General features: G+C 70.0%; 31 protein-coding genes. 16 read left to right on the top strand and 15 right to left on the bottom strand.

Annotation, left to right across the window (positions count from 1 at the left end):
• Positions 1–10: 10 nt before the first annotated feature.
• The 5 genes from ABGB18_RS08630 to ABGB18_RS08610 are packed head-to-tail and all read right to left on the bottom strand — an operon-like array spanning position 11 to position 4,107.
• Complete coding sequence (locus ABGB18_RS08630) at positions 11–661, bottom strand: methyltransferase domain-containing protein (RefSeq protein WP_347694845.1); 651 nt, start codon at positions 659–661, stop codon at positions 11–13.
• A complete protein-coding gene (locus tag ABGB18_RS08625) occupies positions 658–1,284 on the bottom strand; it encodes a TIGR04282 family arsenosugar biosynthesis glycosyltransferase (protein WP_347694844.1) in 627 nt (208 codons plus the stop codon). The genes ABGB18_RS08630 and ABGB18_RS08625 overlap by 4 nt, the downstream gene beginning before the upstream one ends.
• Positions 1,285–1,313: 29 nt before the next feature.
• Positions 1,314–1,688: a hypothetical protein gene (locus tag ABGB18_RS08620; RefSeq protein ID WP_347694843.1), complete on the bottom strand. Its 375-nt coding sequence runs from the start codon at positions 1,686–1,688 to the stop codon at positions 1,314–1,316.
• A complete protein-coding gene (locus tag ABGB18_RS08615; RefSeq protein ID WP_347694842.1) occupies positions 1,685–2,785 on the bottom strand; it encodes a molybdopterin-dependent oxidoreductase in 1,101 nt (366 codons plus the stop codon). The genes ABGB18_RS08620 and ABGB18_RS08615 overlap by 4 nt, the downstream gene beginning before the upstream one ends.
• Entirely contained in the window at positions 2,782–4,107 is a 1,326-nt protein-coding gene (locus tag ABGB18_RS08610) for a glycosyltransferase 87 family protein (protein WP_347694841.1), read from the bottom strand. Before ABGB18_RS08610 ends, ABGB18_RS08615 begins: the two co-directional genes overlap by 4 nt.
• Positions 4,108–4,376: 269 nt before the next feature.
• Here ABGB18_RS08610 and ABGB18_RS08605 point away from each other — a divergent pair, with 269 nt between their 5' ends.
• The 3 genes from ABGB18_RS08605 to ABGB18_RS08595 all read left to right on the top strand — a co-directional run bounded on the left by ABGB18_RS08605 (position 4,377) and on the right by ABGB18_RS08595 (position 6,457).
• Positions 4,377–5,303 carry a DUF389 domain-containing protein gene (locus ABGB18_RS08605; protein WP_347694840.1) on the top strand — a complete coding sequence of 309 codons (927 nt, stop codon included), beginning with the start codon at positions 4,377–4,379 and terminating at the stop codon, positions 5,301–5,303.
• Between the two features lie 673 nt (positions 5,304–5,976).
• Positions 5,977–6,282, top strand: coding sequence for a hypothetical protein (locus ABGB18_RS08600; RefSeq protein WP_347694839.1), 306 nt, complete (start codon positions 5,977–5,979; stop codon positions 6,280–6,282).
• A gap of 37 nt (positions 6,283–6,319) precedes the next feature.
• Positions 6,320–6,457, top strand: coding sequence for a hypothetical protein (locus ABGB18_RS08595; protein ID WP_347694838.1), 138 nt, complete (start codon positions 6,320–6,322; stop codon positions 6,455–6,457).
• Between the two features lie 136 nt (positions 6,458–6,593).
• On the opposite strand, the gene ABGB18_RS08590 is transcribed toward ABGB18_RS08595, so the two are convergent.
• Positions 6,594–8,090 carry a cytosine permease gene (locus ABGB18_RS08590; RefSeq protein WP_347694837.1) on the bottom strand — a complete coding sequence of 499 codons (1,497 nt, stop codon included), beginning with the start codon at positions 8,088–8,090 and terminating at the stop codon, positions 6,594–6,596.
• 52 nt (positions 8,091–8,142) lie between these two features.
• Entirely contained in the window at positions 8,143–8,439 is a 297-nt protein-coding gene (locus ABGB18_RS08585) for a hypothetical protein (RefSeq protein WP_347694836.1), read from the bottom strand.
• Between the two features lie 94 nt (positions 8,440–8,533).
• Between ABGB18_RS08585 and ABGB18_RS08580 the strand changes: the two genes are divergently transcribed.
• The 3 genes from ABGB18_RS08580 (at position 8,534) to ABGB18_RS08570 (ending at position 11,426) form a co-directional block, all read left to right on the top strand.
• Positions 8,534–9,535, top strand: coding sequence for a LacI family DNA-binding transcriptional regulator (locus tag ABGB18_RS08580; protein WP_347694835.1), 1,002 nt, complete (start codon positions 8,534–8,536; stop codon positions 9,533–9,535).
• A gap of 301 nt (positions 9,536–9,836) precedes the next feature.
• Positions 9,837–10,316: a hypothetical protein gene (locus tag ABGB18_RS08575; RefSeq protein WP_347694834.1), complete on the top strand. Its 480-nt coding sequence runs from the start codon at positions 9,837–9,839 to the stop codon at positions 10,314–10,316.
• 147 nt (positions 10,317–10,463) lie between these two features.
• Complete coding sequence (locus ABGB18_RS08570; protein WP_347694833.1) at positions 10,464–11,426, top strand: hypothetical protein; 963 nt, start codon at positions 10,464–10,466, stop codon at positions 11,424–11,426.
• A 137-nt stretch (positions 11,427–11,563) separates the two neighbouring features.
• On the opposite strand, the gene ABGB18_RS08565 is transcribed toward ABGB18_RS08570, so the two are convergent.
• Positions 11,564–12,778 carry an AI-2E family transporter gene (locus tag ABGB18_RS08565; RefSeq protein WP_347694832.1) on the bottom strand — a complete coding sequence of 405 codons (1,215 nt, stop codon included), beginning with the start codon at positions 12,776–12,778 and terminating at the stop codon, positions 11,564–11,566.
• Positions 12,779–13,031: 253 nt separating this feature from the next.
• Between ABGB18_RS08565 and ABGB18_RS08560 the strand changes: the two genes are divergently transcribed.
• From ABGB18_RS08560 to ABGB18_RS08545, 4 genes are all read left to right on the top strand, one after another.
• Entirely contained in the window at positions 13,032–13,169 is a 138-nt protein-coding gene (locus ABGB18_RS08560; protein ID WP_347694831.1) for a hypothetical protein, read from the top strand.
• Positions 13,170–13,332: 163 nt separating this feature from the next.
• Entirely contained in the window at positions 13,333–13,917 is a 585-nt protein-coding gene (locus ABGB18_RS08555) for a class I SAM-dependent methyltransferase (protein ID WP_347694830.1), read from the top strand.
• Positions 13,918–14,050: 133 nt separating this feature from the next.
• Positions 14,051–14,884 carry a hypothetical protein gene (locus tag ABGB18_RS08550; RefSeq protein ID WP_347694829.1) on the top strand — a complete coding sequence of 278 codons (834 nt, stop codon included), beginning with the start codon at positions 14,051–14,053 and terminating at the stop codon, positions 14,882–14,884.
• Between the two features lie 18 nt (positions 14,885–14,902).
• Entirely contained in the window at positions 14,903–15,676 is a 774-nt protein-coding gene (locus ABGB18_RS08545; protein ID WP_347694828.1) for a hypothetical protein, read from the top strand.
• Positions 15,677–15,848: 172 nt separating this feature from the next.
• On the opposite strand, the gene ABGB18_RS08540 is transcribed toward ABGB18_RS08545, so the two are convergent.
• Positions 15,849–16,793, bottom strand: a complete 945-nt coding sequence (locus ABGB18_RS08540; protein ID WP_347694827.1) for a LacI family DNA-binding transcriptional regulator — start codon at positions 16,791–16,793, stop codon at positions 15,849–15,851.
• Positions 16,794–16,958: 165 nt separating this feature from the next.
• Between ABGB18_RS08540 and ABGB18_RS08535 the strand changes: the two genes are divergently transcribed.
• The 5 genes from ABGB18_RS08535 (at position 16,959) to ABGB18_RS08515 (ending at position 21,704) form a co-directional block, all read left to right on the top strand.
• Positions 16,959–17,750, top strand: coding sequence for an ABC transporter permease (locus ABGB18_RS08535; protein WP_347694826.1), 792 nt, complete (start codon positions 16,959–16,961; stop codon positions 17,748–17,750).
• A complete protein-coding gene (locus ABGB18_RS08530) occupies positions 17,747–18,538 on the top strand; it encodes an ABC transporter permease (RefSeq protein WP_347694825.1) in 792 nt (263 codons plus the stop codon). Before ABGB18_RS08535 ends, ABGB18_RS08530 begins: the two co-directional genes overlap by 4 nt.
• Complete coding sequence (locus ABGB18_RS08525) at positions 18,535–19,512, top strand: ABC transporter ATP-binding protein (RefSeq protein WP_347694824.1); 978 nt, start codon at positions 18,535–18,537, stop codon at positions 19,510–19,512. Before ABGB18_RS08530 ends, ABGB18_RS08525 begins: the two co-directional genes overlap by 4 nt.
• Before the next feature lie 69 nt (positions 19,513–19,581).
• Complete coding sequence (locus ABGB18_RS08520) at positions 19,582–20,634, top strand: ABC transporter substrate-binding protein (protein ID WP_347694823.1); 1,053 nt, start codon at positions 19,582–19,584, stop codon at positions 20,632–20,634.
• Positions 20,631–21,704 carry a hypothetical protein gene (locus ABGB18_RS08515; RefSeq protein WP_347694822.1) on the top strand — a complete coding sequence of 358 codons (1,074 nt, stop codon included), beginning with the start codon at positions 20,631–20,633 and terminating at the stop codon, positions 21,702–21,704. The genes ABGB18_RS08520 and ABGB18_RS08515 overlap by 4 nt, the downstream gene beginning before the upstream one ends.
• Before the next feature lie 26 nt (positions 21,705–21,730).
• On the opposite strand, the gene ABGB18_RS08510 is transcribed toward ABGB18_RS08515, so the two are convergent.
• The 6 genes from ABGB18_RS08510 to ABGB18_RS08485 all read right to left on the bottom strand — a co-directional run bounded on the left by ABGB18_RS08510 (position 21,731) and on the right by ABGB18_RS08485 (position 25,548).
• Positions 21,731–22,159: a hypothetical protein gene (locus tag ABGB18_RS08510; protein ID WP_347694821.1), complete on the bottom strand. Its 429-nt coding sequence runs from the start codon at positions 22,157–22,159 to the stop codon at positions 21,731–21,733.
• A gap of 360 nt (positions 22,160–22,519) precedes the next feature.
• Complete coding sequence (locus tag ABGB18_RS08505) at positions 22,520–23,350, bottom strand: hypothetical protein (RefSeq protein WP_347694820.1); 831 nt, start codon at positions 23,348–23,350, stop codon at positions 22,520–22,522.
• Positions 23,347–23,532 (bottom strand): hypothetical protein, encoded by a 186-nt coding sequence (locus ABGB18_RS08500; RefSeq protein ID WP_347694819.1) that lies wholly within the window; start codon positions 23,530–23,532, stop codon positions 23,347–23,349. Before ABGB18_RS08500 ends, ABGB18_RS08505 begins: the two co-directional genes overlap by 4 nt.
• Positions 23,514–23,762, bottom strand: coding sequence for a DUF6220 domain-containing protein (locus tag ABGB18_RS08495; RefSeq protein ID WP_347694818.1), 249 nt, complete (start codon positions 23,760–23,762; stop codon positions 23,514–23,516). Before ABGB18_RS08495 ends, ABGB18_RS08500 begins: the two co-directional genes overlap by 19 nt.
• Positions 23,763–23,909: 147 nt before the next feature.
• Positions 23,910–24,737, bottom strand: a complete 828-nt coding sequence (locus tag ABGB18_RS08490; RefSeq protein WP_347694817.1) for a protein phosphatase 2C domain-containing protein — start codon at positions 24,735–24,737, stop codon at positions 23,910–23,912.
• 112 nt (positions 24,738–24,849) lie between these two features.
• Positions 24,850–25,548: a DUF6766 family protein gene (locus tag ABGB18_RS08485; RefSeq protein WP_347694816.1), complete on the bottom strand. Its 699-nt coding sequence runs from the start codon at positions 25,546–25,548 to the stop codon at positions 24,850–24,852.
• A 235-nt stretch (positions 25,549–25,783) separates the two neighbouring features.
• Between ABGB18_RS08485 and ABGB18_RS08480 the strand changes: the two genes are divergently transcribed.
• Positions 25,784–26,509: a response regulator transcription factor gene (locus ABGB18_RS08480; RefSeq protein WP_347694815.1), complete on the top strand. Its 726-nt coding sequence runs from the start codon at positions 25,784–25,786 to the stop codon at positions 26,507–26,509.
• Positions 26,510–26,529 lie beyond the last annotated feature (20 nt).

Below are 26,529 nucleotides of genomic sequence, written 5' to 3'. Positions count from 1 at the left end.
GCGAGGTCGATCAGGGGATCGTGGCAGGAGTGGCCATCGCCGGCCCGCCTGAGTGCAGGCGGGCCAGCCAGCGGCCGCTCGCCGCCCAGCAGTCGGCTTCCGCGAACCCGCTGGCCAGCGCCACCCGGCGGATGTCGCTCGCCGAGACGGTCGCCCAGCCGAACCACTCCCCCGCGAGCCGCCCGCGGCGCAGCCGTACCCGGTCCACCCGGCTGCGCGTCCCGGGCTCCGCGACCTCGGCCAGGACCGTGCCACCGGGCCGGATGAGCTGCCCGACCCGGCGCAGCAGGGCCTCGGGGTGGCCGCCGATGCCGATGTTGCCGTCGGCGAGCAACGCCGTCGCCCAGCGGCCGCTCCAGGGGACGTCGTCGAAGACGTCCCGAAGCAGGGCGAAGCCTCCGGCGCGGCGGGTCAGGGCGACGGCGCGCGGGGTGATGTCGATGCCGAGTGAGCGGATCCCGCGGCGGGTCAACTCCGCCGTCAGGCGTCCGGGGCCGGAGCCGATGTCCAGCGTGGGGCTGGTGCAGCGGCGCAGCAACTCCTCGTCACCGTCGATCGGCTCGAACCAGCGCGCGGTCTCCAGCGGGACGCGGCTGCCGTCCACGTACTCGATCTCGGCGGTCTCCCCGGCGAGGGCGTCGGCGTAGAGTTCCCCGATCAACGGCCCAACCCCCTCAAGGTGGCGGCGAAGCAGGAATCGGGCGCCTGGGCGGCCACCGTGTCGGCGTCGGCCGCGTTGTCGACGTCGATCAGCTCGGGCAGGAGATGGACGGTCAGCCCGGCGCGTTCGAGCCGGTCGAGCTGGTGCTTGCCGGTCTCCGGGTGCGACATGGGCACGCCCAGGAGCAGGGCCGGGTCCGGCCGCCGCAGTCCGAGCAGCCAGAAGCCGCCGTCGGCGGCCGGGCCGTAGACCGCGTCGTGCCTCTCCAGCGCCTCGCCGGCCGCGCGCAGCAGGGTGGGCGTCACCTGCGGGGTGTCCATGCCGATCAGGACGACGGGGTCCGGCCGGAGCCGGTGGGCGTCGGAGAAGGCCGCCGCCAGGCGCTCGTCCAGGCCTGCGCCGCGCTGCGGGATCACCACGAACCCCGCGGGCAGCCAGCGGCCCGGCAAGCCGTCCAGGGCCAGCACCCGCTGAGTGGCCGGCGCCGCGGCGGCGGCCCGCAGGCTGTCGCGGAGCGCGGCCTCGGCGAGGGCGGCGGCCTGGGCCGGGCTGTAAGGCGGGGTCAACCGGGTCTTGACCTTCCCCGGCACCGGTTCCTTGGCGACGATCAGGATCTGCGGCATGTGATCGAAATTACGATGACTCAGCGTTATCAGTCCTTACGACTTGCTGACAACAGGTGATCCGCCACCGCGAGCAGGGCGATGACGGCGAGCACGATGACGAGGTTGACGCCGTAGGCCAGCGGGAGGATCGAGGGATTGTCGGCCCGCCGGCCCGGCGCCAGCACGGTCGGGAGGGTGGCCAGGAAGAGTGTTCCCGCCAGGATCAGCGCGGTCCGCACGGGCCGGGGCCACCGGCTGATCACCGTGCCGGCGACCGCCACACCCGGGGCGAGCAGGGCGTCGTGCACGACGAGCACCCCACCGAACCACAGAGCCCACCCGACCAGGACGCCCTCCGCCGCCAGCCCGCCCAGGCCGATGACGACCAGGGCGGCACCCACCGCGTGGCCGGCCCACCTCATGCCACCCTCACCTCCTTGACCCACTTGGTCTGCTGGACGCCGGGCCGGTTCGGCGTGATCAGGCGCACCGGGAAGCCGTGGTCGGCGTCCAGCGGCTGCCCGTTGATCCGCAGGGCCAGCAGGGTGAGCGGGTCGGTCCAGTGGGGTGGGCGGATCTCGCTGGTCCGGTACGCCCCCGTCCGTTCGAGGGACTCGACGGTGACGAACGCGTCCGGGGCGGCGCCGGCGGACAGGAGCAGGTCGCGCAGCCGGATTCCGGTCCACTCGCACTCCACGCTCCAGCCCTCCACGCACGAGATCGGCAGGCGGACGGTGTGCTGCGGCATCCGTACGAGATCGGCGTGGCGGAGGGACAGGGGCGTACGGACGGCGCCGGTGACCAGCAACCGGTAGTCCGGGTCGGCGGCCACGCCTGCCGCGGCCGCCGACCGGTTGACCGGCACCCCCTGGGGTCCGACGCGGGGGTTGCGCGGGGCCAGCACGGCCAGCCGTTCCAGCGGGGTGACCGCCTCGCCCGCGGTGACCAGGACGGTCAGGCCGCAGGCGGCGGCGACGGTGAGCAGGAAGCGCCGGCGGTCCGGGCTCTCCACGCGGGTCAACAGGCTCCGCCTGACCTTGGCCCACTCGTTGACCACGTGGATCAGGAGCGCGCCGTAGACGATGTAGGCCGTCCAGTAGTGCGCCTGGAGGAAGCCGAACGGCCAGGGGTAGACGTAGGCGATGTTCAGCACCCCGGTGACGAGCTGGAACAACGCGCCCGCCACCAGGAGCAGCACGCACAGCCGCTCGACGGCGTGGCCGGCGGAGCGGAACGGGGGCCACTGCCACAGCTTCGGGTACACCGCCCACAACTTGGCCAGCAGCAGCGGGATCGTGGCGATCCCGCCGATGACGTGCAGCCCCTGGGTGACCCGGTAGAGGTTGACCGGTCTGGAGGGCCAGAGCAGCCAGGCGGGCGGATGCTGCAGGAAGTGGCTGAACAAGCCCGTGGCGAAGGCGACGGTGAAGCTCGCGCCGAGCCAGGCGCCCAGCTTGGCGGCCACCTGCTCGGAGCGCAGGGGGCTGGTGAACCTGGCCGCGATGGTGGTGAGGATCATTGGCGTGTTTCCGCTCGATGAGGGCGACGTGTTGCCGCTCGATGAGGGCGGCGTGCGGCCCAGCCGATCAGGACGGCCAGCGCGGCCGCGGCGTAGAAGAGGGTCGCGGGGCTGTCGGTGGCCGCCGGGCCGGTGGCGTAGGCGATCGCGCCGGCCAGGGCCGTGCCCAGCCATTCCCACCGTCCGTCCATGGCGGCCAGTGCGACGACGAGCAGCGCGTACCAGGAGTAGCCGGGGGTGAACAGCAGCAGGAGCGAGCCGCTGACCAGCAGCGCACCCTGCCAGGGCCGCTCCGCGTCGCCGTACCGCAGGACGGCCAGGGCCACCAGGGCCAGCAGCAGGACCGCGGCGTAGGGGGCCCAGGAGTCCGGCATGAGCAACCGCAGGACCGCGTACCGGTTGCCGCCGCCGTCGTACCGCTCCTCCTGCAGGTAGCCCGGCAGGTAGCCGGCCACCGAGGCACCCGAGAGCAGCACGTACGGCAGGTAGGAGAGGGCCGCCACGAGCGCTGCGGGCACCATGATGCCGAGCACGCGCCGCCACGCCACCCCGCCCGCCAGCGCGCCTGATAAGGCGCCGGGCAGCGCCGTGGCGGGCAGCAGCTTGGCCGCCACGGCCGCCCCCAGCAGCGTGCCGCGGCCGCGTACGGTGCCGAAGGCCAGCACCACGAGCAGCACACCGAGCATGTCGACATGCGCGTTGTTCACGGCCTCGACCGGCACGGCCGGGCACCACGCCCAGTACGCCGCCCGCCGCACGCCCGCGACCCGCCACAGCGCCAGCATCGCGAGTACGGCCATCGCCCAGCCGCCGAGCTGCAGTGCCTTGTGCCGGGAGCCGTCCGGCGACAGCCAGTGGACCAGCAGGAAGTACCCCTGCGCGAGCGGAGGGTAGATCGTGGGCACGGTGGGCCGGTTGATCCGGGTGCAGCCACCATAGGGTAGCGGCCACAGGAGCGGGTCCCCGCAGTCGGCGGGGAAAAGCCAGTCGTCGCGCAGTCCGGCGAGCGCCGGGTCGGCGGGCGGATGGTCGTAGGGCGAGATGCCCGCGGCCTGCACGCGGCCGTCCCAGGCGTACCGGAAGGAGTCGGTGCTGCTGCTCGGCGGCGTCGCCAGCCCGATCGTCGCCAGCGCGATCCCGCCGGTGAGGACCAGCGCGCTCAGTCGCCGTTCCGGCACCCGCCGGGCCAGCCACAGAGCCGCGGCGAACAGCGCCCAGGCCAGCAGGTACCAGCCCAGGACGGGCCGCCCCGCCACCATCCTGATCATGACCGCCGCGAGGGCGGCGAGCACCGCCCCGGCGACGAGCGTCTTCCGGTTCACACGGGGCAGACTCGCATCTCCGGCCCGGTTCGCGGCCGCCATGGCGTCCACCGTTCGCCCTCCGTAAGAACCCTTACGATCCGCGAACGTGCCTTCGGCGCGGTCCGGCGGGCGGCTCAGGGCGTCCTGGTGCGGTCGATGGCGTGGCTTTCACCGGGACCCACCGCACAGAGTCCCCGTCCTCTGGTCGTGAGCCCTCCCCGATCCGGTATGGCGAGCTCAGCCGGGTGTCAAAAACGCGTCAACGTCCGATGGACGACAATGGCCGGGTGCTACATCTGCGACTGATCAGCCCGGCGGCGCGCACCGACGAGGTGGTGGCGGTGCTGGAGGAGTGTCCCGGGGTCACCAACATCGTGGTGCTGCCCGGCGCGGCCCGCGAGCCGAAGGGCGACGTCATCCTGTGCGACGCGGCCAGGGAGTCGGCCAACGAGGTGCTGAGCAAGCTCAAGTGGCTGGAGCACGAAGGGTCGATCGCCGTCGAGCAGGTCGATCTGGCGCTGTCGAAGGCGGCGGACGACGCGGTCGAGGAGGCGCCGGGCGAGCCCGACGACGCGGTGGTCTGGGAGGACCTGTCGCAGAAAGTGCAGGGCGACTCCCGCATGACGTGGGCGTTCCTGGCCTTCCTCGCCATCGCCACCCAGATCGCGGGCATCGGCATCCTGCAGAACTCCCCCATTCTGATCGTCGGCGCCATGGTGCTCGGGCCCGAGTTCGGCGCCGTCGCGGCCATCTGTTTCGGGCTGCTGCACCGCCGCTGGCGCCTGATCGCCGGCTCGTTCAGGACGCTGGTCGTCGGGTTCGCGGTGGCCGTCGCGATCACGTACGCCTGCGCGCTCGTCTCCGTCTGGCTGGGCTGGATCGACCTCGGCAACCTCACCAGGAACGAGGAGGTCCAGTTCATCGTCAAACCGGACCGCTGGTCGTTCATCGTGGCACTGCTGGCCGGCGCGGCAGGGGTGCTGTCGATCACGGCGGGCAAGTCGTCGGCCCTGGTCGGCGTCTTCATCTCGGTCACCACGGTCCCGGCGGCCGGCTACGTGGCCGTCGCGCTGGCGCTGTCCGACTGGCCGGAGGTCGCGGGCTCGGTCTCGCAGCTCGCGGTCAACATCCTCGGCATGGTGCTCGCGGGCACCGCGACGCTCCTGGTCCAGCGGAGATTCTGGCCCAACGTGGGACGCCGTTCAGCCGCCTGAACGGCCAGGCCCCGACGCGCGCGGCGCCGCCGCATCTGGAACCACGCGCGGAGACTCCACCTCGACGGCACCCGATAACTCCCCCATTCGAACACCGCATATGGGAAAGGGGTGATGACCCACGACGGACAACGCCACGGAAAAACCGGAACCGGAAAAGGTGAACGCCTATACGGCGGACGGCCCAGAAAAGAGAATCGTGACTGCCCTTGCCGAGGAATTCAGGGCTCTCCGAAGTGTTCAGGCACATCGAAGCCGGAAGGATTGTGCACGCATTCCTGCAAGACAACCCCCGCGACCCGCCTCCACCAAGAAAAAGGCCCACCCGGCATCGGGCCGGGTGGGCCCTCCGCCGTACCGCATGCTGTAGCGTAATATACGAGCGATTTCGGCTCGGATGGCGTTCCTTAGCGAGGGTCGGCTGTTGGCCGCTGGTTTGTTGCTCGGGAGCGCACATGCGCCGATGTGAGCGGTGTGCACGTCGACTTCGTCGAATCCTTCCGGTGCGCCACCTCTCAAGCGTATGACGGACAAGGGAAAATATCCTTGCCACAGATTCCACATCGTTTTAACGTTGCCTCCACGAAGCTACTTTGTGGCCTATGCCAGTGGAGTTTCCTGAGCCGAGTCTGAGATCGTGTCCGTGTCACCTCTTCACCCCTTAGGAGGCGCCATGGCTACCGTTACGACACGGCTTGGGCACTACCGGCGGCACTTGCGACGCTCAACGCTCGCACTTTCCACCGTCGCGATCGCCGCTGGTCTCGCGCTGGGGGGCGGCGCACTCCCTTCGGCATCAGCTTTTGCCGGTGAGCACCGGGGAACCGAGATGGACGGCACCGTGCACACCCAAGCGCTCTCCGGGCCCTACGTCTCTTTCAAGCAGTGCAACCTTGACCGGAATGCGGCCGAGCAGATTTATGACCGCACCACGCCGTGCTTTCACGACCCCCAAGGCTGGTTCTTCCAGTACTTCTGATCGATCCTCGAGGGCCTGGCGCGGCGTCGCCGTCAGGGTGCTGGAGGGCACCGCGGCCGGCGAGCACACCGAACGGTCCCTGATCCTCGACCTGGCCCTCACCTTGGCCGAGGACCGGCGCCGCGACATCGTCCGCAAGACCAAGGACGGCCTGCAGGCGGCCCGTGGTCGATGACGGCAAGCGTCCCGCGATCCTGGCCCGCCGACGGCGCGGAGAGTCCATCCGCACCATCGCCACAGGGGTCAAGGTCTCGGTCGGCGTCGCCACAAGACTCTCGCAGCCGCCAAGGACGCGTAGGCCGCTCCGCGGCCTACGCGGACTGGCGCGAGTAGTCGGGCTTCGGGTCGAGTTCGAAGACGAACGTCAGCAGCGCGTACAGTCCGGCGCCCACGGCCATGGCGATCACGACGCCGACGTTGCTCGCGCCGATGACGCCGGTCTCGGCCTCGCGGGTCAGGAAGAAGCCGGTGACATAGGCGAAGTTCGGGTCCGCGCTGGTCACCAGGCCCAGCCCGATGACGGTGCCGATGCCGAGGCTGGTCAGCGCCGTCCACCGGCCGTTGCGCCCGCCGTGGCCGAAGGGCTTGGCCATGTCGGTGTTCCAGTCGAGGCGGCGCTGGCGGATGAAGTCGATCATCTGGATGCCGCCCATCGTCCCCATCATGACGGCGATGAGGGACAGGAACGACTGGAACGTCGCGAGGAACGAGGTCGAGACGAACAGCAGGTAGAAGGCGCCTGCGGCGATGATGAGGGCGTTGATCGCCGTGGAGGTCGAGCGGCGCAGCGGGACTCCGATGGCCAGGAGCGCGAGGCCCGAGGAGTAGATGCCGGTGATCGCGGCCGAGACGAGCGAGATCACGATGACGATCGAGAACGGGATGAAGAACCACAGCGGGAGCAGGTCGGTCAGCGCGCTGATCGGATCCGCCGCCGCCTCCTCGCCGAGCTTCGAGGCGCTTCCGGCCAGCAGTACGCCGATCACGAGCAGGATCACGGTCGGCACGGAGAGGCCGGAGATCGTCCAGCCGATGACTCCCCTGGCCGGGGTCCTGCGCGGCAGGTAGCGGGCGAAGTCGCCGCCGTAGTTGAGGAAGCCGAGGCCGACGAGGGTCATGGCCATGATGGCCCCGCCGACGACGGCGAGCGGACCGCCGGCCGGGGCGTCGCCGAGGCGTGCCCAGTCGATGTGCGGGATGATCAGGGCGAGGAAGACCACCGTCATCAGGCCGGTCACCCAGGAGATCCAGACCTCCACCTTCATGATCAGCTCATGGCCGAGGACGGAGACCGTCATCGTCACGGCGAGCACGAGCACGAACCAGAGCACGATGGTGAAGGTCGAGCTGCTGCCGTCGGAGCCGGCGAAGACGCCCGGCCACAGCCTGGAGAAGAGGTTGGCGCCGGTCGTGGACGCGAGCGTGATGATCGTGACCTTCCACCCCATGTTCGACAGGTAGGCGAAGAAGGCGGGCACCCGGTTGCCCGTGAATCCGAAGGCGAACCGGGTCTGCGTCAGGGTCGGCAGGCCCGTACGTGGGCCTCCGACGGCGAGGATGCCGACGAACGCCGAGGAGACGAGATAGCCGATCGTGCCGGCGATGATCGCCTGTGACACGCTCAGCCCGAGGCTGAAGACGTAGATGCCGTAGCTGATGCCGAGGATGGAGATGTTCCAGGCGAACCAGATGGCGAACAGGCCGCGCGGGTGGCCGCGCCGTTCGTCGTCGGGCACGGGGTTCACACCGTTGGTCTCGACGAGGGGCTTCTTCTGGGCGAGCGTGTCGTGGGTCACAGGGGGTTTCACTTTCGATCGGATACGCACACGCGCGCGTCGGTGCGGGTGGTGCGGTTCGAGGTCAGGGACGGGTGACGGCGTCGATCATCGAGGCCGGCAGCGATCCGACCGAGGCACCGTGACGAGATGCCGCCAGGTCGGCGGCGTCACGGAGGGGTTCGAGGACGGAGGCCGCGTCCGGGCCGGCGGCGGCGAGGAGGCCGGTGCGGCTGTCCAGGCGGGCCGCGGCCAGGGCCTGGTCGACGCCTTTCCCGCCAGGCGCCTCGACTGTGCTGGCCGCTGTGATCGTCTGGCCGGTGCTCGGGAGCCGGTCGATCCGAAGCCCCAGGTCGACGTTGACCGATCCGATGACGAGCATGCCGAGTCGATCGGGGCCACGGTGCGGGAAATGCATTTCCAGAGACAAACACGGACATCAGCCCGCTGTCAATCCGCGCTACGATACCGGGCAAATGGATCACGGAGCTGCAAAGCGCACCAGCCTCAAAGAGGTCGCGCGGCTGGCCGATGTCTCCGTGCCCACGGCTAGCCGCGTTCTGTCCGGCGTCGATCGCAACGTCGACGCCGCGCTCGCGGAACGCGTACGCGAAGCCGCCGACCTGCTCGGCTACCGGGTGAACGCCGCCGCGCGGGCACTGCGGCGCCAGTCGACGGACACACTCGCGCTTCTCGTGCCCGGCATCGCCAACCCCTACTTCGCCGAGCTCGTCGCGGCGTTCTCGCAGCGGCTGGTGGCGGAGGGGCGCAGCCTCATCACGGTCGACACGAACGACGACATCGAGGTCGAGACGCTCCAGCTCCGCTCGATCGACCGCGTCCTGGTCGACGCCCTGATGGTGGTGCCCGTCTCGCGCGAGCACAGCGGTGAGGCGATCCGCCGGGTCATGCGTACCCGGCGCGTCGTCCAGGTGGACAGGACGGCCGCCGGCGTGGAGGCGATCTCTGTCGGGCTGGACAACGCCGCGGGAGTGGCCGTACTGGTCGACCACCTGCGCTCCATCGGGCGCGACCGGATCGTGTTCGTCGACGCCCGCTCGACGAGCTCGGCCGGGCACGAGCGGCTCAACGGCTTCCTCGACCTGGCCGGACCGTCCGACTGGCTGATCGACATGCCGACCTTCTCCGTGCGCAGCGGCGTCGAGGCGGCCCGGCACCTCCTCCGCGACTCCCGCGCCGCCGACGCGGTCATCTGCGCCGCCGATGTGCTCGCCGTCGGGATGCTCACCACGCTGCAGCACGCGGGGGTAAGAGTGCCGGACGACATCGCCCTCACCAGCTTCGACGGCACGAGCCTGGCCGAGATCGTCGAGCCTGGCCTGACCACGCTCGCGTCGCGTACCGACGCGATCGTGGACGCCTCGCTCGCCGCGGTCGCCGGAGCCGACGAGGACGTCGCGATCGCCCCCTTCCTGGAGGTGCGCGGCTCGACGGTCCGGAATCCGCCGTCGGGCTAGCGCGCCCGGTCAGCCGGCTGGTAGGTCGTGGGGTGCGGCGGCGGGCGCGCAGCAGTGACACCTTGATGATCCGTGATCGGCGCACACCCCCTGAGCGCCCTCCTCGCGCGCCTGGAGCAGTGCCGGGGCGAACGAGGTCGGCACAGGGCCGGAGTGACCGAGCGTCAAGAAACCGAGGACGCTTCGTCAAGGACAGTGTGCGCACGCCGCAGCATGATGAATCCGAGCCGACCCACATCCAGCGGCAGCTTTTGCCACACAGCGCGGTTTCTGCCGATTTGTCAGCCCGAAAGGAGCTGCCATGCCCCGCACGTACCGGCGCACACTCGTACATATCGGCGTGGCCCTTGGCCTCGCGCTCGCCTCGGTCACGTACGCGGCCGCGCCCGCCTCGGCCCACACCCTGGGCCAAGCCGTCGTTTCGGAGCGCGGATGCGGCTGGCCGAACGGCGCCTACACGGAGCTGACCAGGGAGGACCTTTGGGATGACCGGAACAACATGCCCCTGGGCGAGGTCTACGTGTTGTGGAACGGCACCTATCAGGAGAACTGCGTGGTCACCCTGAGAGTCGGCCGGGCGGACGGCATCGCCAGCTACACGGAGGCCGTCCTGGAACGTCAGGGCATGGCGACTGTCAGAGACGAAGGGAACTACGCCCACTACGCGGCGGCCAGCGGCTACGCCGCCGGCACGTGCATCAGGTGGACGGGATCCATCGGGTTGATCTACGGCGGAGGAATCCGCGGCACCACCACCACCGTGTGGAGGTACTGCGACTAGCGCCTGAATGGGTGTTATGTGATCTTTCAGGGTTCATCGGTAGGTCTGGTTGAGTTCGCGTAGATGTGCATCAGAACGGCCAGAGTCTCCACGGGAGTCGCGAAGAAGCATGTGTGCGTCTTCCGGCCCATGTGCCCCCTGGAGGAAATGATGATCACCCGAGCCAGTGCCGCCGCCGGCGTGGCGGCGTCGATCGCCGTCGGTGCCTTGGCGTTGAACATGGTCGCCCCCGCACAGGCGGCCCAGCCGGCGCAGGCGCGCTCCGCCGCCGGTGTGGCGGCCGTCGCCGAGCCGCCGGCCTTCACTGCCACCCTTGCCAGGTCGTACGACACTTTCGACGCGCACCAGGCCGTCGCCGTCGACAAGAAGTACTTCTACGCGGTCGACAACCGTAAGATCACCAAGCACGACAAGGCGACCGGCAAGCCCCTGCTGCAGTTCGTGTCCGACCCCGACGGTCCGATCATCCACATGGACAGCGCCGTCGTGGTCGGCGACAAGCTGTACGCGGCGCACTCCAACTACGACCAGTCGCCGATGGAGAGCTCGATCGAGGTGTTCGACACCAGGACGTTGCGGCACGTCGACACGTACAGCTTCGGCATCTACCGCGGCTCGCTGACCTGGCTGGACCGCCACGACGGCGCATGGTGGGCGGGCTTCGCCAACTACGACGAGGTGCCCGACGGCGAGACCGAGCCGTACGGCGGGACCGACAACACCCAGATCGTCAAGATGAACGACGACTTCCAGGTCGTCGAGTCGTGGAACATCCCGAAGGCGATCCTCGACCGCTTCAAGCCGATGAGCAACTCCGGCGGATCGTGGGGCCCCGACGGCCGGCTCTGGCTCACCGGTCACGACCTCGGTGAGGCCTATGTCATGAAGCCGCCGTCCGCCGGCGCCGAGCTCCAGTGGGTGGCCACCGTCACCCTGCCGAGCGTCGAGGGCCAGGGCATCGCCTGGGACCGTTCGGACCGCACGCCCAGGCTCTGGGCGATCAAGCGGTCCACCTCGCAGGCACTGAGCTTCACCGTTCCGGTGCACTCGATCGACGATCCGGACACCCAGACCTGGCAGGTCTTCGGCCCGGGCCAGTTTCAGCAGTAACGTCCGCGCATCGAGCCCCTTCCCGGTCGTTGCCGGGAAGGGGCCTACCGCACGACCCCACCGCACGACCCCACCGCACGACCCCACCGCACGACCCCACCGCACGACCCCACCGCACGACCCGCCCCACGGCCGGGTCAGCCGTCCCGGGGCGCTGTCCACGCCCGTCCCGTGCGCGGCTTGTCCTCGGGCTCCGTCGCCGCCGGGCCGTCGCCGCCGTCCTCGGGGTAGGCCTCCGGTACCTCGGCCGGGACCGGCACCAGTTCCTTGCGGGCCACGAACGTGCCGAGCAGCGAGAGCAGCATGGCCAGCACCGGCACCGCCAGCAGCGCGCCGACCGCCCCGAAGAGCTGCGCCCCCAGGAGCACGCCCGCGAACGCGACGCCCGGATGCATGTTCACCGCCCGCCCGCTGATGCGCGGCTCCAGCGTCAGGTTCTCCACCTGCTGGTACAGGATCGCCCAGGCCAGCGCCGCCACCCCGATCCAGGGCCGGGGCGAGACCAGGCCCACGACGGTGGGCAGCGCGATCGCGATGTACGTGCCGATCGTCGGCACGAACTGGGCCACGACGCCCGTCCACACGCCCAGCGCCAGCCACGAGGGCATGCCGATCAGCAGGAACACGATGGCCGAGGTGGTGCCGTTGATCGTGGCCAGGATGAGCCGGGCGGAGACGTAGCCGCCGGTCTTGACCAGCGACACGTCCCACACGGTGAGGAAGATCTGCTGGACGCGGCCGGGCAGGAGCTGGGCGAGCCAGCGCCGCAGCCGGGGGCCGTCGGCCGAGAAGTAGAAGGTCAGCAGCAGCAGGGCGAAGGTGTTGAACACCGCCGCGGTGATCGTGCCGAGCAGGCCGAGCACGCCGCCGACCAGGTCCTGGGCGTAGGTGGCGGCCTGCTGGGGGGTCAGGTTGATGGAGCTGAGGATGGTGGAGATCTCGTATCTCGTGCCGAATCTGGCGTTGATCCAGTCGATGGCGCCGGTGACCACCTCGGGCAGCGCCCGTACGAGCAACGCGGCCTGCTCGACGAACAGGTTGCCGAACAGGAAGAGGAAGACCGCCGCGAGCAGGGCGATCCCGATCATCACGAGGATGGCCGCGGCGCCGCGGCGCATGTGCCGGGCCAGCCGGCCCACCGCGGGCTCCATCGCCAGCGACAGGAACCAGGCCATCACCACGAGGACGACCAGCGAACCCGCGTCCGTGAGAACGAAGCGGATGAAGTACACCACTCCGACGACGGCGACGATGACGAACCCGACCCGCCACACGTTGGCGGCCGAGAGCAGCACCTGGACCGGAGGGGCAGCCTCGGGGCGGGGCTCCCGGGGCTCGATCGGCTTGGTCATGGCACTCTCCTGACCGGACCACGCGGCGATATGCCTCCAGCATCTTCCCCCGTCCGGGGCGCGTCGCGCACGCGGCCGACCGTTCGCTTGGCCGCCGCACCGCGGGCCACAGGAACACGCGAATCGCGTCACGGTCCAGTCGGGTCCGAGGTGCTTCCCCGTATCGAGCCTCGCGGGGCGGAACCCGAATCGGCCCGGCTGTAATCGGGGAACTCACCTGTCATATAAGGGTTGTTCTCTCACGCGGGGCGACTTGTACAAAGATCTGAGACACGTTTCCTCGCCCCCCAGAGGACGGCATGCTGGTGCCATCGTGCTCATCGTGATCGGGTTCAACTTCATCGGCGACGGGCTGCGCGACTCCTTCGACGCCCGGCTGCGGCGCCGCTGAGCGGCTCATCCCGCCGGTGCACGTGGGCGCGACATGCCAGAAAGGCCGGCGGCGGGGCCGGCCACGCCGCCTCCGTCCCGTTGGGCTCCCGACGAGCGGGTATCCACTCCCATACAAGCCGGAAGCCGGTCTTATCCGGTTTCGGTCGGGCAGACTCATACCCGTGGACGAGACGCTACGGAAGATCATCAAGGACCTCAACGAGGCCGCGGCCCGGCACGACGCCGCTCAGCAGGACAGGCTGGACCGGTGGCGGGTGCTGGAGCCCGACGCCGGAGAGTTCCTGTGGTTCCTGGCCCAGAGCATCAGCGCGCGGATCATCGTGGAGGTGGGCACCTCCCGTGGCGTGTCCACGCTGTGGCTGGCCGACGCGGCCCGTGCGGTCGGCGGGCACGTCCTCAGCCTCGACACCGACGCCGACGCCCAGGCGCACGCCCGGCGCACGACGACCGACGCGGGCCTGGCCGATCACGTGGAGTTCCGCGTCGCCGACGGCGGCTCCGCGCTCGCGAGCATGCCGGACGGCGCGGTGGACCTGCTCTTCCTCGACGCCGAACGCCCCGAGTACCCGTCCTGGTGGCCGCACCCCTTCCGGGTACTGCGCCAGGGCGGTGTCCTCGTGGCCGACAACGCCCTGTCCCACCCCGAGGAGATCGCCCCGCTGCACGACCTGCTGCGGCAGGAGCCACGGCTGACCGTGACCACGATCAACGTCGGCAAGGGAGAACTGGTCGCGCTGCGACGGTGACCGGCCCGTCGTCAAACCCGTCGCCCTGCGTTGCCCGATCACCGCGCACCGTCGCCGCCCGTGCACAAAGATGGAGGAAGGGTCACCACTGGCTCCGAAGCGGCGACGCCGTCGCCCTGTGACGGAGGTGCGCATGAGTGTGAGTCGGATCGCCGAACGGGCGGTGCAGTGGGTGATGGCGGTCGCGGGCATCGGGATCTCACTGGCCGGCCTGCTGGGGTTACTCGACAACGTGGCCCTGGGCGGCGCCCTGCCGAAGATCACGCTGCTCATCCTCAGCACGGTGGTGGTCTACCTCCTGCTGGAGCTCGGCCGGCTGCGCGTGGTCGACGACATCCACGACGTCGTACGACGGCTCGACACGGACGCGATCGTCCGCGACCGCCTGCGTGACCACTACGGCGGCGTGGCACGCGTGCACCGCGGGTTCCCCGGCCAGGTGTTCGCGGAGCACCTCCGCGCGGCCCGCAGCGAGGTACGCATCCTGCAGACCTGGATCCCCAACCTGCAGAACTTCCAGCAGGAGCTGGAGGACGCCATCGTCCACAGGCGGATCCGGGTCCGCGTGCTGCTGCTGCATCCCACGTCCCCGGTCGCGCTGCTCCGCGACGAGGCGCTGGCCGGGCATCGCGAACCCGCCGCCGAGGTGAACGTCCGCGAGAGCGTGGAGCACTGCCTGGAGACCTTCTCCAAGATCCACGCGAGACTCGGCGAGCACCGCGAGCTCCTCCAGGTCCACGTCTACAACTCGCTGCCGTCGGTCGCCGTCTACCAGGCGGACGAGCGCTACTTCGTCAGCTTCTTCCTGCACGGCAAGCTCGCCATCGACTCCAGCCAGATCGAGGTGGCGGGCAGTGACACCGGCATGGGCCGCGACGTACGCCACGAGCTGGACAAGATCTGGGACATCAGCCACCCCATCGATCCCGGCGACTGGCGCAGATCGGTCAATAATCTCTGTTTCTAGGCACGAAAGGACTGCCCCGTGGACGATTCCGGCTCCCTCAGAGAGCTCGACGGCTTCGAAGACGGCCTGATCGAGGACTTCAAGCGGCATCCCGTGCTCGTCCACGTGCCGCTGCTCTCCGACGACGACTTCGCCACGCTGCTGCTGCAGCGGCGCTTCCTGTCGCTGGCCTTCACCCCGGCCTACGACCTGGCGATCGACCTGCTGACCGACGAGAGCGGCCTGCGCATCGCCCGTACGATCCTGCGCGAGGAATATCCGGGCAGCCACGGCCGTACGCGCTCGCACCGCGAGGACATGAAGGAAGACCTGCTCCAGCTCGGCGTCACCCGGCAGGCGCTGGTCGAGGCCCGGCCGACCGCGGCGACGACGGCCGCCGTCACGGGCACCCTGGAGCTCATCGCCGACGCCGGGCGGGCCGAGCACGCGGATCTGCGGCTGCTGACGATCCTGCGCTTCTGGGGCGAGATCCTCGTCTCGCTGGAGTACGAGCGGTTCTGGCCCCGGATGGAGGGGCGGCTGACGCACGACGGCAAGAACCAGTCGTACTTCTACTACCCCCACCTCGTGCACGACGCGAAGGCGCATCCGCTCGCGACGACCTCCCGGCTGTCGGCCAGCCATTCCGACCGGCTCGGCGTGCGGCTGAGCGAGTTGCTGGCACGTGACGGGGACGCCGACGGGTTCCGGCAGGTCGAGCGGCGGGCGTACCAGTTGCGGGTGGACTTCTACAACCAGTTCCTGCCGATGGCCCGGCAACCGGAAGAGGCGGCCCCGTCCCTGACGCCCTGATCAGCCGGCCTCCCAGTGAAAATCGAGGCCGCCCGCGGAAAATGAGAAGCGTGATGTCTCGCAACCTGATGATTTGAGCATGGAAGCAACCGCCCAGAACAAGGGTTTCGGGAGGACCGCCGGATGGTGACCGTAATCGCCGTCCAACGGACGCGGAACCCGGGCGGTCCGGCTAGCTGATCGGGACGGTGAGGCGGCGCCTGGTGGGGGGCGGCGGCTCCCTGCGCTCTCCGAGGAGGGTCAGGAGCTGGTCCATGGCCATCTCGCCGAGCTTCTCGCCGTCCACGTCGATCGAGGGGACGTCGCCCAGGGCGAGGCTCTCGACGACCATGCGCTCCGAGCTGACCACGACCTCGCGGATCCCGCGGCGCAGCAGCACGAACATGAGGCCGAGGCCGATCGCGGTCGCGTAGGGGACCACGGCGGTGGCGCCGGCGGCCACCACGGCCTCCGCCGCCTCCACTCCGGCGGCGAACGTCGAGGGGTACGGGCCGAGCATGGTCAGCCTCGCGCCGCTCGACTCGGCCGCGGCGCGGATGGCCGCCTGCCGCTGGCGATCCTGCCAGGAGCCCGCCGGGCCGCCGATGTAGACGACGTGCTCGTGCCCCTTCCCGGCGAACCAGCTCACGAGCGCGCCGAAGGCGGTGGCCGTGTCGGCGACCGCCGAGGTCATGCCCTCGATCTCGCGGTCGATGAGCACGGTCGGCTTGAACGACGCGGCGGCTCGCACGATCTCGTCCGAACCCCGGGGCGCGGTGAGCAGGAAGCCGTCCACCTGGTGCGCGAGCTGCCCGACCGCCGCGAGCTGGGCCGCGTGCTCCAGGCCGTGCACCGCGATGGTCAGTTGCATCCCCGAGTCGGCCGCACGCGCCTGGGCGCCGCCGATGATCGGGGTGAAGAAGGTGTTGTCCAGGGTGGGCACCACGACGGCGACCACTCCCGTCCTCCCCCGGGCGAGCTGCGTGGCCGCCCGGTTGGGGACGAATCCGAGCTGCTCGGCGGCCGCGCGGACACGGGCCACCGTTTCCGGGGCGGCCAGGTCCGGCCGGCCCAGCGCGCGGGAGGCCGTCGCCTTGGAAACCCCGGCCAGCGCGGCGACGTCCGCGAGTGTCGGCACCGATCCTCCTTGAGCGGTCACACGGAACTTAAAGGGCGGTTTGTGCGCGAGGCCGCTCATAATCTATGGTCAGGCTCGTGCAACCGGTTCCACAACCGGTTCCAAGCCAAGCGTACGCCACGGAGAAAGGACGCCGACATCTCCCGCAAATCGGCCCTTCTACTGGTGCCTGGTCTCGTCCTTCTCCTCGCAGGCTTCCTCATCCCCTCCGCCGCGATGCTCTTCGCGCCGCCGGACGTATCGACCAGCGAGATCTTCGCGCGCCTGGGCGAGATGCTCAAGGACCCCTACGACCTGGAGGTGATCGGGCGCACGGTCGGGCCTGCCCTGGCCGTCACGGTCATCTGCGTCGTCCTCGGCTTTCCCATCGCCTACTGGCTCGCCCGCTCGACGTCACGCTGGAGTGGGGTCTTCCTGGCGGTGGCGATCTTCCCGTTGATGCTGAGCAACGTGGTACGGACGTTCGGCTGGCTGGTGATCCTCGGCTCCAAGGGGGCGCTCGGCCAGTCGCTCGTCCGGCTCGGCATCGTGGAGGTGGCGCCGCAACTGCTCTACACCAAGCTCGCGATCGTCCTCGGCCTCACCCAGCTCTTCCTGCCGATGGCGATCATCTCCTGCTACTCGGCCGTCGCCCAGGTCGATCCCGGCCTGGACGACGCCTCGCGCGGGCTCGGCGCGAGCAGGATCCGTACGATGTGGAACGTCGTCATCCCGCTGACCATGCCGGGCATCGTGGTGGCCGCCACCCTGGTCTTCGCGGGATCCGTCACCGCCTACACCACGCCCTACCTGCTCGGCGGGTCCAGCCAGCGGATGCTCTCCACGCAGCTCTTCACCTACGCGAGCACCACGATCGACTGGGCCTCCGCCTCGGCGACCGCGCTCATCATGACGGTCCTGGTCTTCCTGGTCTCCGGGCTGTCCTCGCTGATCGGGCGGAAGGGGGCCACCTCATGAAGCGGCCGATCACGGCGGCGCTCGCGGTCATCGGCTACGTCATCATGATCGTGCCGATCATCTTCGTGGTCGCCACCGCCTTCACGGCGGGCAGCGTCCTGAGGTTCCCGCCCGAGGGGATCTCGCTGCGCTGGTTCGGCGAGGCACTCGGCTACGAGCCGTTCGTCGAGGCCGCGATCTCCAGCCTGGAGCTCGCCGTGCTCGCCACCGCGCTCGCGCTGCTGATCGGTGTGCCGGTCACGCTCGCCGTCCACCGCGGCAAGCTCCCCGGCAAGGGCCTGGTCGAGGGGCTGTTCCTGTCGCCGCTCATCGTCCCCGAGCTGGTCGTCGGCCTCGCGCTGTTCCAGCAGTTGATGGTCGGTCTGGACCTGGACAACTTCAGCACCCTGCTGGTCGGGCACACGGCGCTGTTACTTCCGTACGCGGTGCGCGTGACCGGCGCCTCGCTCGCGCTGGCCGACCCCGCGCTGGAGGAGGCCGCCCGGGGGCTCGGCGCCTCGCCGCTGCGCGCGTTCCTCAACGTGACGTTGCCCATCCTGCGTCCGGGGATCTTCTCCGCCGGTTTGCTCAGCGTGGTCACGTCCTTCAACAACGTGCCGCTGTCGCTGCTGCTGCAGGGACGCGACTTCCGGACGCTGCCGGTGACGATGCTCGACTACGTGCAGCAGTCTTATGACCCGATGGTCGCCGCCGCCTCCACCCTCGTCCTGGCCGCCACCGTGGTCATCGCGATGATCGCCGAGCGCACGGTCGGATTCGCCAAGATCTTCGGAGGGATCAACCAATGACCGCCGCCGCCGAGTTGATCGGAGTCACCCAGAGGTTCGGCGCCTTCACCGCCGTCGACGGGATCGACCTCGCCGTGCCGTCGGGGAAGCTGACGACGTTGCTGGGCCCGAGCGGCTGCGGCAAGACCACCACGCTCAGGATGATCGCGGGCTACCAGACGCCGACGTCGGGGACGATCCGCATCGACGGCGTCGACAGCACGCGCACGCCGCCGGAGAAGCGGGATCTGGGAATGGTCTTCCAGTCGTACGCGCTGTTCCCGCACATGACGGTGGCCGACAACGTCGGTTACGGGCTCAAGCTGCGCAAGGTGCCGCCCGCGGAAAGGCGGTCGCGGGTGATGGAGACGCTGGAGCTCGTCGGGCTCGCGCACCTGGCCGACCGCAAGCCGAAGAAGCTCTCCGGCGGGCAGCAGCAGCGGGTGGCCCTGGCCAGGGCGATCGCGATCAGGCCCAAGCTCCTGCTGCTCGACGAGCCGCTGTCCAACCTCGATGCCCGCCTGCGTGTCCAGATGCGGGCCGAGATCCGGCGCATCCAGACCGAGACCAGGCTGACCGTCATCCTCGTCACCCATGACCAGGACGAGGCGCTGGAGATGTCCGACGAGATGGTCATCATGAACGAGGGCAGGATCGTGCAGCAGGGCACTCCCCAGCAGATCTTCCCCCATCCGGCCGACCGCTTCGTCGCGGAGTTCCTCGGCTACGAGAACTGCCTCACCGCCGCCGACGGCACCCCGCTGACCATCCGGCCCGAGCATCTGCGCGTCGCCGAGGAGGGTCACGGCCTGGACGCCAAGGTGGTCGACGTGGCCTTCCGCGGCGTCGACCTGCTGGTCTCGCTCGACGTGGTCGATCCGTCGGGCGCGACCGTCAGGCTGCTCGCCGACGTGCGCGGCGGCACCACCCTGACCCCCGGATCGAGCGTCACGGTGATCACGCCGGACGACCATCTGGTCCCCCTCCCCCGCTGAAGCCCGTGAAGCCCGTGAAGCCCGCCGAAGCTCGCTGAAGTCGCCGCAAGCCCCTGAAAGAAGGAACCCATGCCCACGCGCCGTGCCGTACTGGCCGCTGCCCTGACAGTACTCGCCGCAGCCGGATGTTCCGGCTCGGGCTCCGGGGAGCAGCAGGCCGACCAGCAGACCGTCGTCGTCAGCACCTTTCCCTTCGGGGTGAAGGAGTTCGAGCAGGCGGTCGTCACCCCGTTCACCAAGAAGACGGGGATCAAGGTCGAGCTGGACACCGGCTCCAACGCCGATCGCCTGTCGAAGCTGAAGCTCGCCAAGGGCGAGCCGGAGGCGGACGTGGTGCTGATCTCCGACTACTTCGCCGCGCTCGGGCAGAAGGAAGGTCTCTTCCAGAAGGTCGACGTGCCCAACATGAAGCAGCTCGCGCCGTTCGCGACCGAGGGTGCCTATGACGGGCCGGCGTACACGCACCAGCTCAACGGGGTCATCTACAACACCACCAAGCTCAGCCAGGAGCAGGCCGCCGACTGGGGGCTGTTCGCGAACGCGGCGAACAAGGGGAAGGTCGCGCTCCCCGACATTTCGGTGACCGCCGGACAACTCATGATCTCGGGGGTGGGTGAGGCGTACGGCAAGGGCCCGTACGACATCGACACCTCCCTGAAGACCCTGGCCGGCTGGGCGCCGAACGTCCTGCAGTTCTACACCTCCACGACCGAGGTCACGAACCTGCTGACCCAGGGCGAGATCGTCGCCGCCGACGCGCTGAGCGGCTTCGCCACCCAGCTGGTCACCTCGGGCGAGCCGATCGCCTGGACGGCTCCCGCCGAGGGCCGCTACATGGCCACCAACCGGGCGATGATCCCCAAGGGCGCGCGCAACCCGCAGGGCGCGGCGAAGTTCATCGACTACATGCTGTCGGCCGAGGCGCAGAGCGCCACCGCGAAGATCGTCGGTGACCTGCCCACGAACCCGAAGGCCGAGATCCCGGCCGACATCGCCAAGGTGACGGGCGAGGCGGCGAAGGACCCCGTGGCCGCCGGGTTCAAGACGCTCGACCCCGCCCAGCTCGTCGGCACCCGCGACACGTGGGTCGACCGCTTCACCCGCGAGGTGGCCGGCAAGTGAACCTCGCCCTGATGCCCAAGGTCGACCTGCACTGCCACCTCATCGGCACCGTACGGGCCGCGACCTTCGCCGAGCTGGCCAGGCGGGAGCGGCTCGACCTGCCCGACACGCCCGAGCGGATCTACGAGAGCGTGAACTCGCTCCCGCCGGACCCGGCGCTCTACCTGAACACCCGGATCCCGGTTCCGCAGGGCAGGAGCGCGGACGAGCCCGAGGTCTCCTACTCGCTGTTCCAGGTGTCCTCGTGGGTTCTCCAGGTCCTGCGCGACGCCGACGATCTCACCAGGATCACCTACGAGGCGTTCGAGGCCGCCCACCGGACCAGCGCGACCAGGCATCTCGAGGTCTCCTTCGACACGCTGACCGACCATCAGGAGAAGCTCGGCTACGCCACGGTCGTCGAGGCGTACGCCGAGGGCGTCAGGATGGCCGAACGCGACTTCGGCATGTCGGGCAGGCTCATCGCGGCCATCGACCGGAGCGGGTCGGGCGAGGACGCGCTCTCGTGGGTACGCACGGTGGTGGACAACCCGCACGACTACGTGGCCGGGATCGGGCTGGACAACCTGGAGACCGCCGGGCCGCCCGAGCGGTTCGAGGCCGCCTTCCGGCTGGCGGGTGAGGCCGGGCTCCGCCGTACGGCGCACTCCTCGGAGCACGCGCCCGTCGCCGGCAACACGATCACCTGCCTGGACGTGCTCGGGTGCGACCGGATCGACCACGGCTACTTCGTGCTCCAGGACGACGAGGTCGTCGCCCGGGTCCGGGACGAGCAGATCCCGTTCACCGTCATCTCGACCACCTCGCGGCGATCGTGGCGGCCGTGGCGGCGGGCGTCGATCGCGGCGATGCTGGAGGCCGGGCTCAACGTCATCCCCGCTTCCGACGACCCGGGGATGTTCCCGACGTCGCTGGCGGACGAGTATCGGATCCTCTCCGAGCAGCTCGCCGTACCGGATGAGCGGCTGCGGGCGATGGCGCTGGCCGGGGTGGACGCGTGCTGGCTGCCGGAACCTGAGAAGGCCGCGCTCCGCGCGCGCTTCGAGACGGAGCTTGCGAACCTGGGGTGACCCGAGCGCTCAGCCCCGGCGGCCGATCACGCGACCGCCTCGCCGCTCGGTACGGGTCGCCGGGCGGGCCGGCGGGAGCGGCGGCGGGTCGGCAGCAGCGGCCGGGCCACCAGCCCCGTACCCAGCAGGACGAGGAGGGCGACGGTGACCCACTCCCTGGAGCCGTCCTCGCCGTAGACGTGATCGGGGCGCCCGGTGTCGAAGGCGCGCAGCGTGCGCCCGGCCGTGAGCGAGTCCTGCTCGGAGTCGTACAGGGTGATCCCCTTGCGGAGGTCCTTGCCGTCGTCGGACCGGAAGTCGCCTGTCCAGGTGCATACCAGCTTGCCGGGGTGATGCTCGTAGCAGTGCGCGTTGACGGCGGTGAACGTGCCGTGCGGGCCGTCACCCCGGGCCGCCGCCAGTGCCGGGCCCGCCTGCTGGGCCCCGAACACCAGGAGCACCAGGCCCCCAATCATGGTTACTGCGTCGAAAACTGATATCCGGCGCACTGATGTCCCCCTCCCCGTCGCCGTAAGAGCCCGGCGGAAGGCGACAGCTTCCGCGTGCGGCACCCCTCCGCCCCACCCCGATGCGGACTTTCCCGACATTTCCCTCGCCAGGGTATCCCCCACGGCGGCCCAAGCCCGCAGAGAGGTTCCCGTTCTCGCCTGACCGGCGAGCCGGGGGGTCGCCACCGCCCTGGCCGCGGCGCGGGCCGCCGCCCGCCGCGGCCGGTGGCGGCCCCGCTCCAGGTCGCCGCGGGGAAGGCGCTGAGGGCGAGCACACGTGTGCTCGCCCTCAGTCAGGCCGCCCAGGGGGCGGGCCGTGTACCGGTGTCACCTTCCGCCGCGTACGACCTGGATGGTCTTCGAGGTCGTGATCGGTGCGAGGGAGCTGTCGTCGGTGTAGGCGCGCATCGACTTGTTCGTCACCGTGATGGTCACCGTGCCGCGGTTCAGCGCGGTGACCGTCCGGGTCCGCGGGTCGAGGATCGCGGCCTTGCCCTTGCGGCGCGCCTCGTCCGCGGCCGCCTTGCCGCTGCCGATCGCCAGGTTGGCCGAGCCGCTCCAGCCGACCGACATCGGGTAGCGCAGCGGCACCACCCGCGTGCCCGCCGGCACGCCCTGCGGCTGCACGATGCTGCCCGAGAGCCGGGCCGTCTCGCGTACCCCGATCGAGTCCGGGGCCTCGAGGGTGATGGACTGCGCGAAGGCGCGTACCTCGGCCTCGATCCACTGCTGGTCCGCCCCGCGCCGCGGGTCGACCGACCAGTCCACCCAGCCGGTGAAGCCGCCGCGGTCCGGCGTGCCGTACGGGTCCTTGCCCGAGGACGGCAGCACCAGGTACGGGACGCCCTCGACGCGGTGCACGTCGGCGATCTGGGCGTGGGATCCGACCATCGCGGCGCCCTTGCCGGAGGCGTCACGGAAGTCCGTGAGCAGGTTCTCGACGAGAGCGACCTCATCACGGTCGCCGAGCTGGCTGGACTTGGTCTCGGCGGGGTCGTCCACCGGGTGGTGGGCGAACACCATCACGTTGTGCACCGACTTGTCGTTCTTGGCCTCGGCCAGCGCCTGCCGCAGCATCGGGACGCCTGCCGCGAACCAGGCGACGACGCTCAGCAACACGACGGCATGGTCCAGGATGATCAAGGCGGCTGTCGTCATGACACCGTCTGGCCGGTTTCGACGGGCTCCTGAGGCTTCTGCCGCGATCGCCGCAGAACCTCCTCGGCCGCTCCCATGATGAGCAGCCCGTTGATCGCGTGCAGGCCGAAAATGAAATGCCCGACGGTCGAGCCCTCACCGAACGCCTTGGAGACCTCCCGGATCAGCGACTGGACGAGCACCAACCGACGACCAGGCCCGACAGCCCGATGAGCCGTCCCGGCATCCGGGCGACGGCGGCGAAGATCGTGATCAGGACCGCGAGGCCCAGGATCGAGAATCCGAGCGTGCGATGCGGCTGGAAGGCCGCCTCGATGGGTGCGGAGTCGAACGCGCCGCTGGCGGCCAGGTAGAACTGTACGAGGACAGCGAGCATCAGCAGGGCCGCCAGGCCAGTGAAGACTCTTTTCATGCCGCTCATCGTCACGCCGGCCGGCCCTGCTCCGCTTCCGGCGACGGACGGCACCGGCTACGTAATCACGCGTACGAGGACCACGACCGGCCACGTCGGCGATCGTAACCGGTCGCGCCCGGAGCGTCATCCCCGGCTGGGGACCTGTCACAGCTCGGTGCCTTCCAGGTAGACGGCCGCGATGTCGTCGTGCCGCTTCGCGCGCGGCCAACGCTCCCCCACGGGGTCCCGCGTCTCGGCCTCCCGTACCTGGTCGAAGAGCCGCCCGGGCGCGGCCGACCCGAGGATGTCGAGCAGCTCGGTCCACGAGCCGAGCCCGAACTCCACGAACCGCGTCGCCCCGTCGGAGAGCAGCGCGACCCGCCGCGTCCGCGCCGCCGGCAACATGCCGGTCAGCGCCTCGTGGGCGGCCTCGGGGACGGCGCCGGCACAGGGATAGCCGCCCGGCTTGTTTCTCATGCGCCGCTGGTGCTCGACGAACCGGACGCGCGCGGCCTGGTGCTCGGGCGTCCCCGTCGGTAAGGCCGCCATGGCCTTCCACAGATCGGTGCCCACCTGGTCGATGCGCCTGTCCGTGATGACGACCAGCTCGCCGCTGACGTCGGCGACGAAGGTGGAGTCGCCGAGCACCAGGTATTCGAGCGTGCCGGCCGTGTGCCGGATCATGATCACCGTGCTGGACGGCGTACCGGGATGGTCGAGGTCGCAGGTGTGGGCGCCGTGCTCGCCGGCGACCGTGGCGATGGCCCGGAGCAGGGCGGTGTTCAACGGGACCATCGGGTCGCGCATGTGCGTCATGGCCGCACCGGCCAGCAGGGTGACGTACCAGGGTGTGCCGTGGTGGCAGCCGGTCGGCAGCTCGGCCGGGCCCCCGGCGCCGTCGAGCAGGACGGCCCGCGTGACGGTGCCGCCGGCGGCGGCCACGTGGTCCTCGTTGGGTTTGTCGTCGCGGCCGGGCCGGGTGGCGAGGTACAAGCGCGCTCCTTCGGTGGGGGCGAGCAGGGCGCCCTGTCGGACGGGACAGCGTCGCCTCAGTTCTCCTGTCCGCCGGGGGGCGCGTCAAGTGGCACCTCTGGAACGGCGGGACTCAGCCTTCCACGCCCGTGGCCGCGTGCGGAGCGCCGACCGGCTTGGACTCCGGTGAGCCGCGCTGGCGCAGGTAGATCGACAGCACCACCATCGACAGCACGGCCAGCAGCTCCGACTGCCAGTTCTGCAGGCTGCGGCTCCAGAACTCGGGCGAGGTGACGTACGACCACCACGAGACCGGATCGCGGAGATCTCCGAGCCGCTCGGAGTTGTAGGCGGCCTGCCCCGCGACCGACTGGGCCAGCCACGACAGCAGGAAGATCAAACCCATCACCAGCCCCAGCGAGTTGCTGAACAGCCACAGCCGTGCCCCACGAGCCTTGGCCCAGGCCGGCGAGCGGTCACCGGCATACCGCCCGATCCGCTGCTGCTCCTCGGACTCGGCGCCCGCCTCATCGGGTTTCTTCGACTCAGGCGAGCCCCGCTGGACGAACCAGACGGTGAGCATGATGAACAGGAAGAACTGCAGATACTCCGACTGCCAGTTCTCCGCCACGTCCACCGCGAACGACGAGGACGCCACGTACTGGAGGAACGAAACCGGCTCCGCCCCCTGGGCCACCTGCTGGTCGTTGAACTGCAGCATCCCCGCCACGGCCTGCCCGCCCACCGCCAGCAGGAACATGATCAGGAACGCCAGCGCGAGCGAGTTCTCCTTGATCCACTTCACAATCCCGACCACGATCGGCCTTCTCATGAATACCTGCTACCCACCCTTGACCGGCACATACTGATCAGTACGGCCCTCACCCCCGGGGAAGGGCGTCGATTATGGCATCGCTTCCGGGAGTGCCCGAGTCCGTCCTGCACGGCCCCGCCGCCAAGCCCCTGGAACCGATCAACCCGGACAACCCATGAACGCAAGCCGCCGCACCCGGGACGTACTGCCAGGATTGCCGGCTATGTGAGGCGCGCCACACTGTAGTACGGTCGTGCTGGATCGCCAGGGCCGGTCACGGGAGGCGATGATCGACGACAGCTCGCCCATCCGCATCATGGTGGTCGACGACCACGCGATCGTCCGGCGTGGCCTGCTGGCCTACGTCGACACGGTGCCCGCGCTGACGGTGGTGGGCGAGGCGGCCGACGGTGAGCAGGCGCTGACCAGGCTGCGGCAGTGGGAGACCCTCGGCGAGCCGCTGCCCGACGTGGTGCTCATGGACCTGCGGATGCCGCGCCTGGACGGGGTGGCCGCGACCGATGCCATCGCGCGCACGTTCCCGCGGGTCAAGGTGGTGGTGCTGTCGAGCTTCTGCGAAGTGGAGCGCGTGCACGCCGCCCTGTCCGCCGGGGCGGCGGGCTACCTGCTCAAGGACGCCGAGCCCGAGGAGGTCCTGCTCGCGGTCAGGGCCGCCGTGGCGGGTGAGGTGCACCTGGGCTCGGCGGTGGCCCGCCAGCTCGTACGGCGCATGGTCGCGCCACACGTCGGGCTGTCGTCGCTCACCACACGGGAACGGCAGGTCCTGACCCTGGTCGCGCTGGGGCTGTCCAACCAGGAGATCGCCGACCGCCTGGTGATCAGCGAACGGACGGCGCGGACGCACGTGAGCAACATGCTGAACAAGCTCCAACTGTCCTCGCGCACGCAGGCCGCGCTCCTGGCCATCCGGGAGGGACTCGTCCCGAGCCCGGCGTACGATCCCGCGGACACCACGTAGCGCCACGGGTCGCAGCCGTA

This window comes from Nonomuraea sp. B12E4 (assembly GCF_039871825.1).
Lineage (GTDB): Bacteria > Actinomycetota > Actinomycetes > Streptosporangiales > Streptosporangiaceae > Nonomuraea.
The sequence above is the reverse complement of the archived record's forward strand: the minus strand, read 5'-3'. Positions and strand labels throughout refer to the sequence as shown.

What these genes read in the sequence shown, in the direction of transcription:
- ABGB18_RS08625 (WP_347694844.1), bottom strand. Translation starts at nt 1,284, where the DNA reads ATGCCGCAGATCCTGATCGTCGCCAAGGAACCGGTGCCGGGGAAGGTC.
- ABGB18_RS08585 (WP_347694836.1), bottom strand. Translation starts at nt 8,439, where the DNA reads ATGCTCGTCATCGGATCGGTCAACGTCGACCTGGGGCTTCGGATCGAC.
- ABGB18_RS08600 (WP_347694839.1), top strand. Translation starts at nt 5,977, where the DNA reads ATGGCTACCGTTACGACACGGCTTGGGCACTACCGGCGGCACTTGCGA.
- ABGB18_RS08505 (WP_347694820.1), bottom strand. Translation starts at nt 23,350, where the DNA reads ATGACGACAGCCGCCTTGATCATCCTGGACCATGCCGTCGTGTTGCTG.
- ABGB18_RS08550 (WP_347694829.1), top strand. Translation starts at nt 14,051, where the DNA reads ATGAGTGTGAGTCGGATCGCCGAACGGGCGGTGCAGTGGGTGATGGCG.
- ABGB18_RS08615 (WP_347694842.1), bottom strand. Translation starts at nt 2,785, where the DNA reads ATGATCCTCACCACCATCGCGGCCAGGTTCACCAGCCCCCTGCGCTCC.
- ABGB18_RS08575 (WP_347694834.1), top strand. Translation starts at nt 9,837, where the DNA reads ATGCCCCGCACGTACCGGCGCACACTCGTACATATCGGCGTGGCCCTT.
- ABGB18_RS08510 (WP_347694821.1), bottom strand. Translation starts at nt 22,159, where the DNA reads ATGATTGGGGGCCTGGTGCTCCTGGTGTTCGGGGCCCAGCAGGCGGGC.
- ABGB18_RS08565 (WP_347694832.1), bottom strand. Translation starts at nt 12,778, where the DNA reads ATGACCAAGCCGATCGAGCCCCGGGAGCCCCGCCCCGAGGCTGCCCCT.
- ABGB18_RS08520 (WP_347694823.1), top strand. Translation starts at nt 19,582, where the DNA reads ATGCCCACGCGCCGTGCCGTACTGGCCGCTGCCCTGACAGTACTCGCC.
- ABGB18_RS08580 (WP_347694835.1), top strand. Translation starts at nt 8,534, where the DNA reads ATGGATCACGGAGCTGCAAAGCGCACCAGCCTCAAAGAGGTCGCGCGG.
- ABGB18_RS08525 (WP_347694824.1), top strand. Translation starts at nt 18,535, where the DNA reads ATGACCGCCGCCGCCGAGTTGATCGGAGTCACCCAGAGGTTCGGCGCC.
- ABGB18_RS08485 (WP_347694816.1), bottom strand. Translation starts at nt 25,548, where the DNA reads ATGAGAAGGCCGATCGTGGTCGGGATTGTGAAGTGGATCAAGGAGAAC.
- ABGB18_RS08570 (WP_347694833.1), top strand. Translation starts at nt 10,464, where the DNA reads ATGATGATCACCCGAGCCAGTGCCGCCGCCGGCGTGGCGGCGTCGATC.
- ABGB18_RS08530 (WP_347694825.1), top strand. Translation starts at nt 17,747, where the DNA reads ATGAAGCGGCCGATCACGGCGGCGCTCGCGGTCATCGGCTACGTCATC.
- ABGB18_RS08495 (WP_347694818.1), bottom strand. Translation starts at nt 23,762, where the DNA reads ATGAAAAGAGTCTTCACTGGCCTGGCGGCCCTGCTGATGCTCGCTGTC.
- ABGB18_RS08620 (WP_347694843.1), bottom strand. Translation starts at nt 1,688, where the DNA reads ATGAGGTGGGCCGGCCACGCGGTGGGTGCCGCCCTGGTCGTCATCGGC.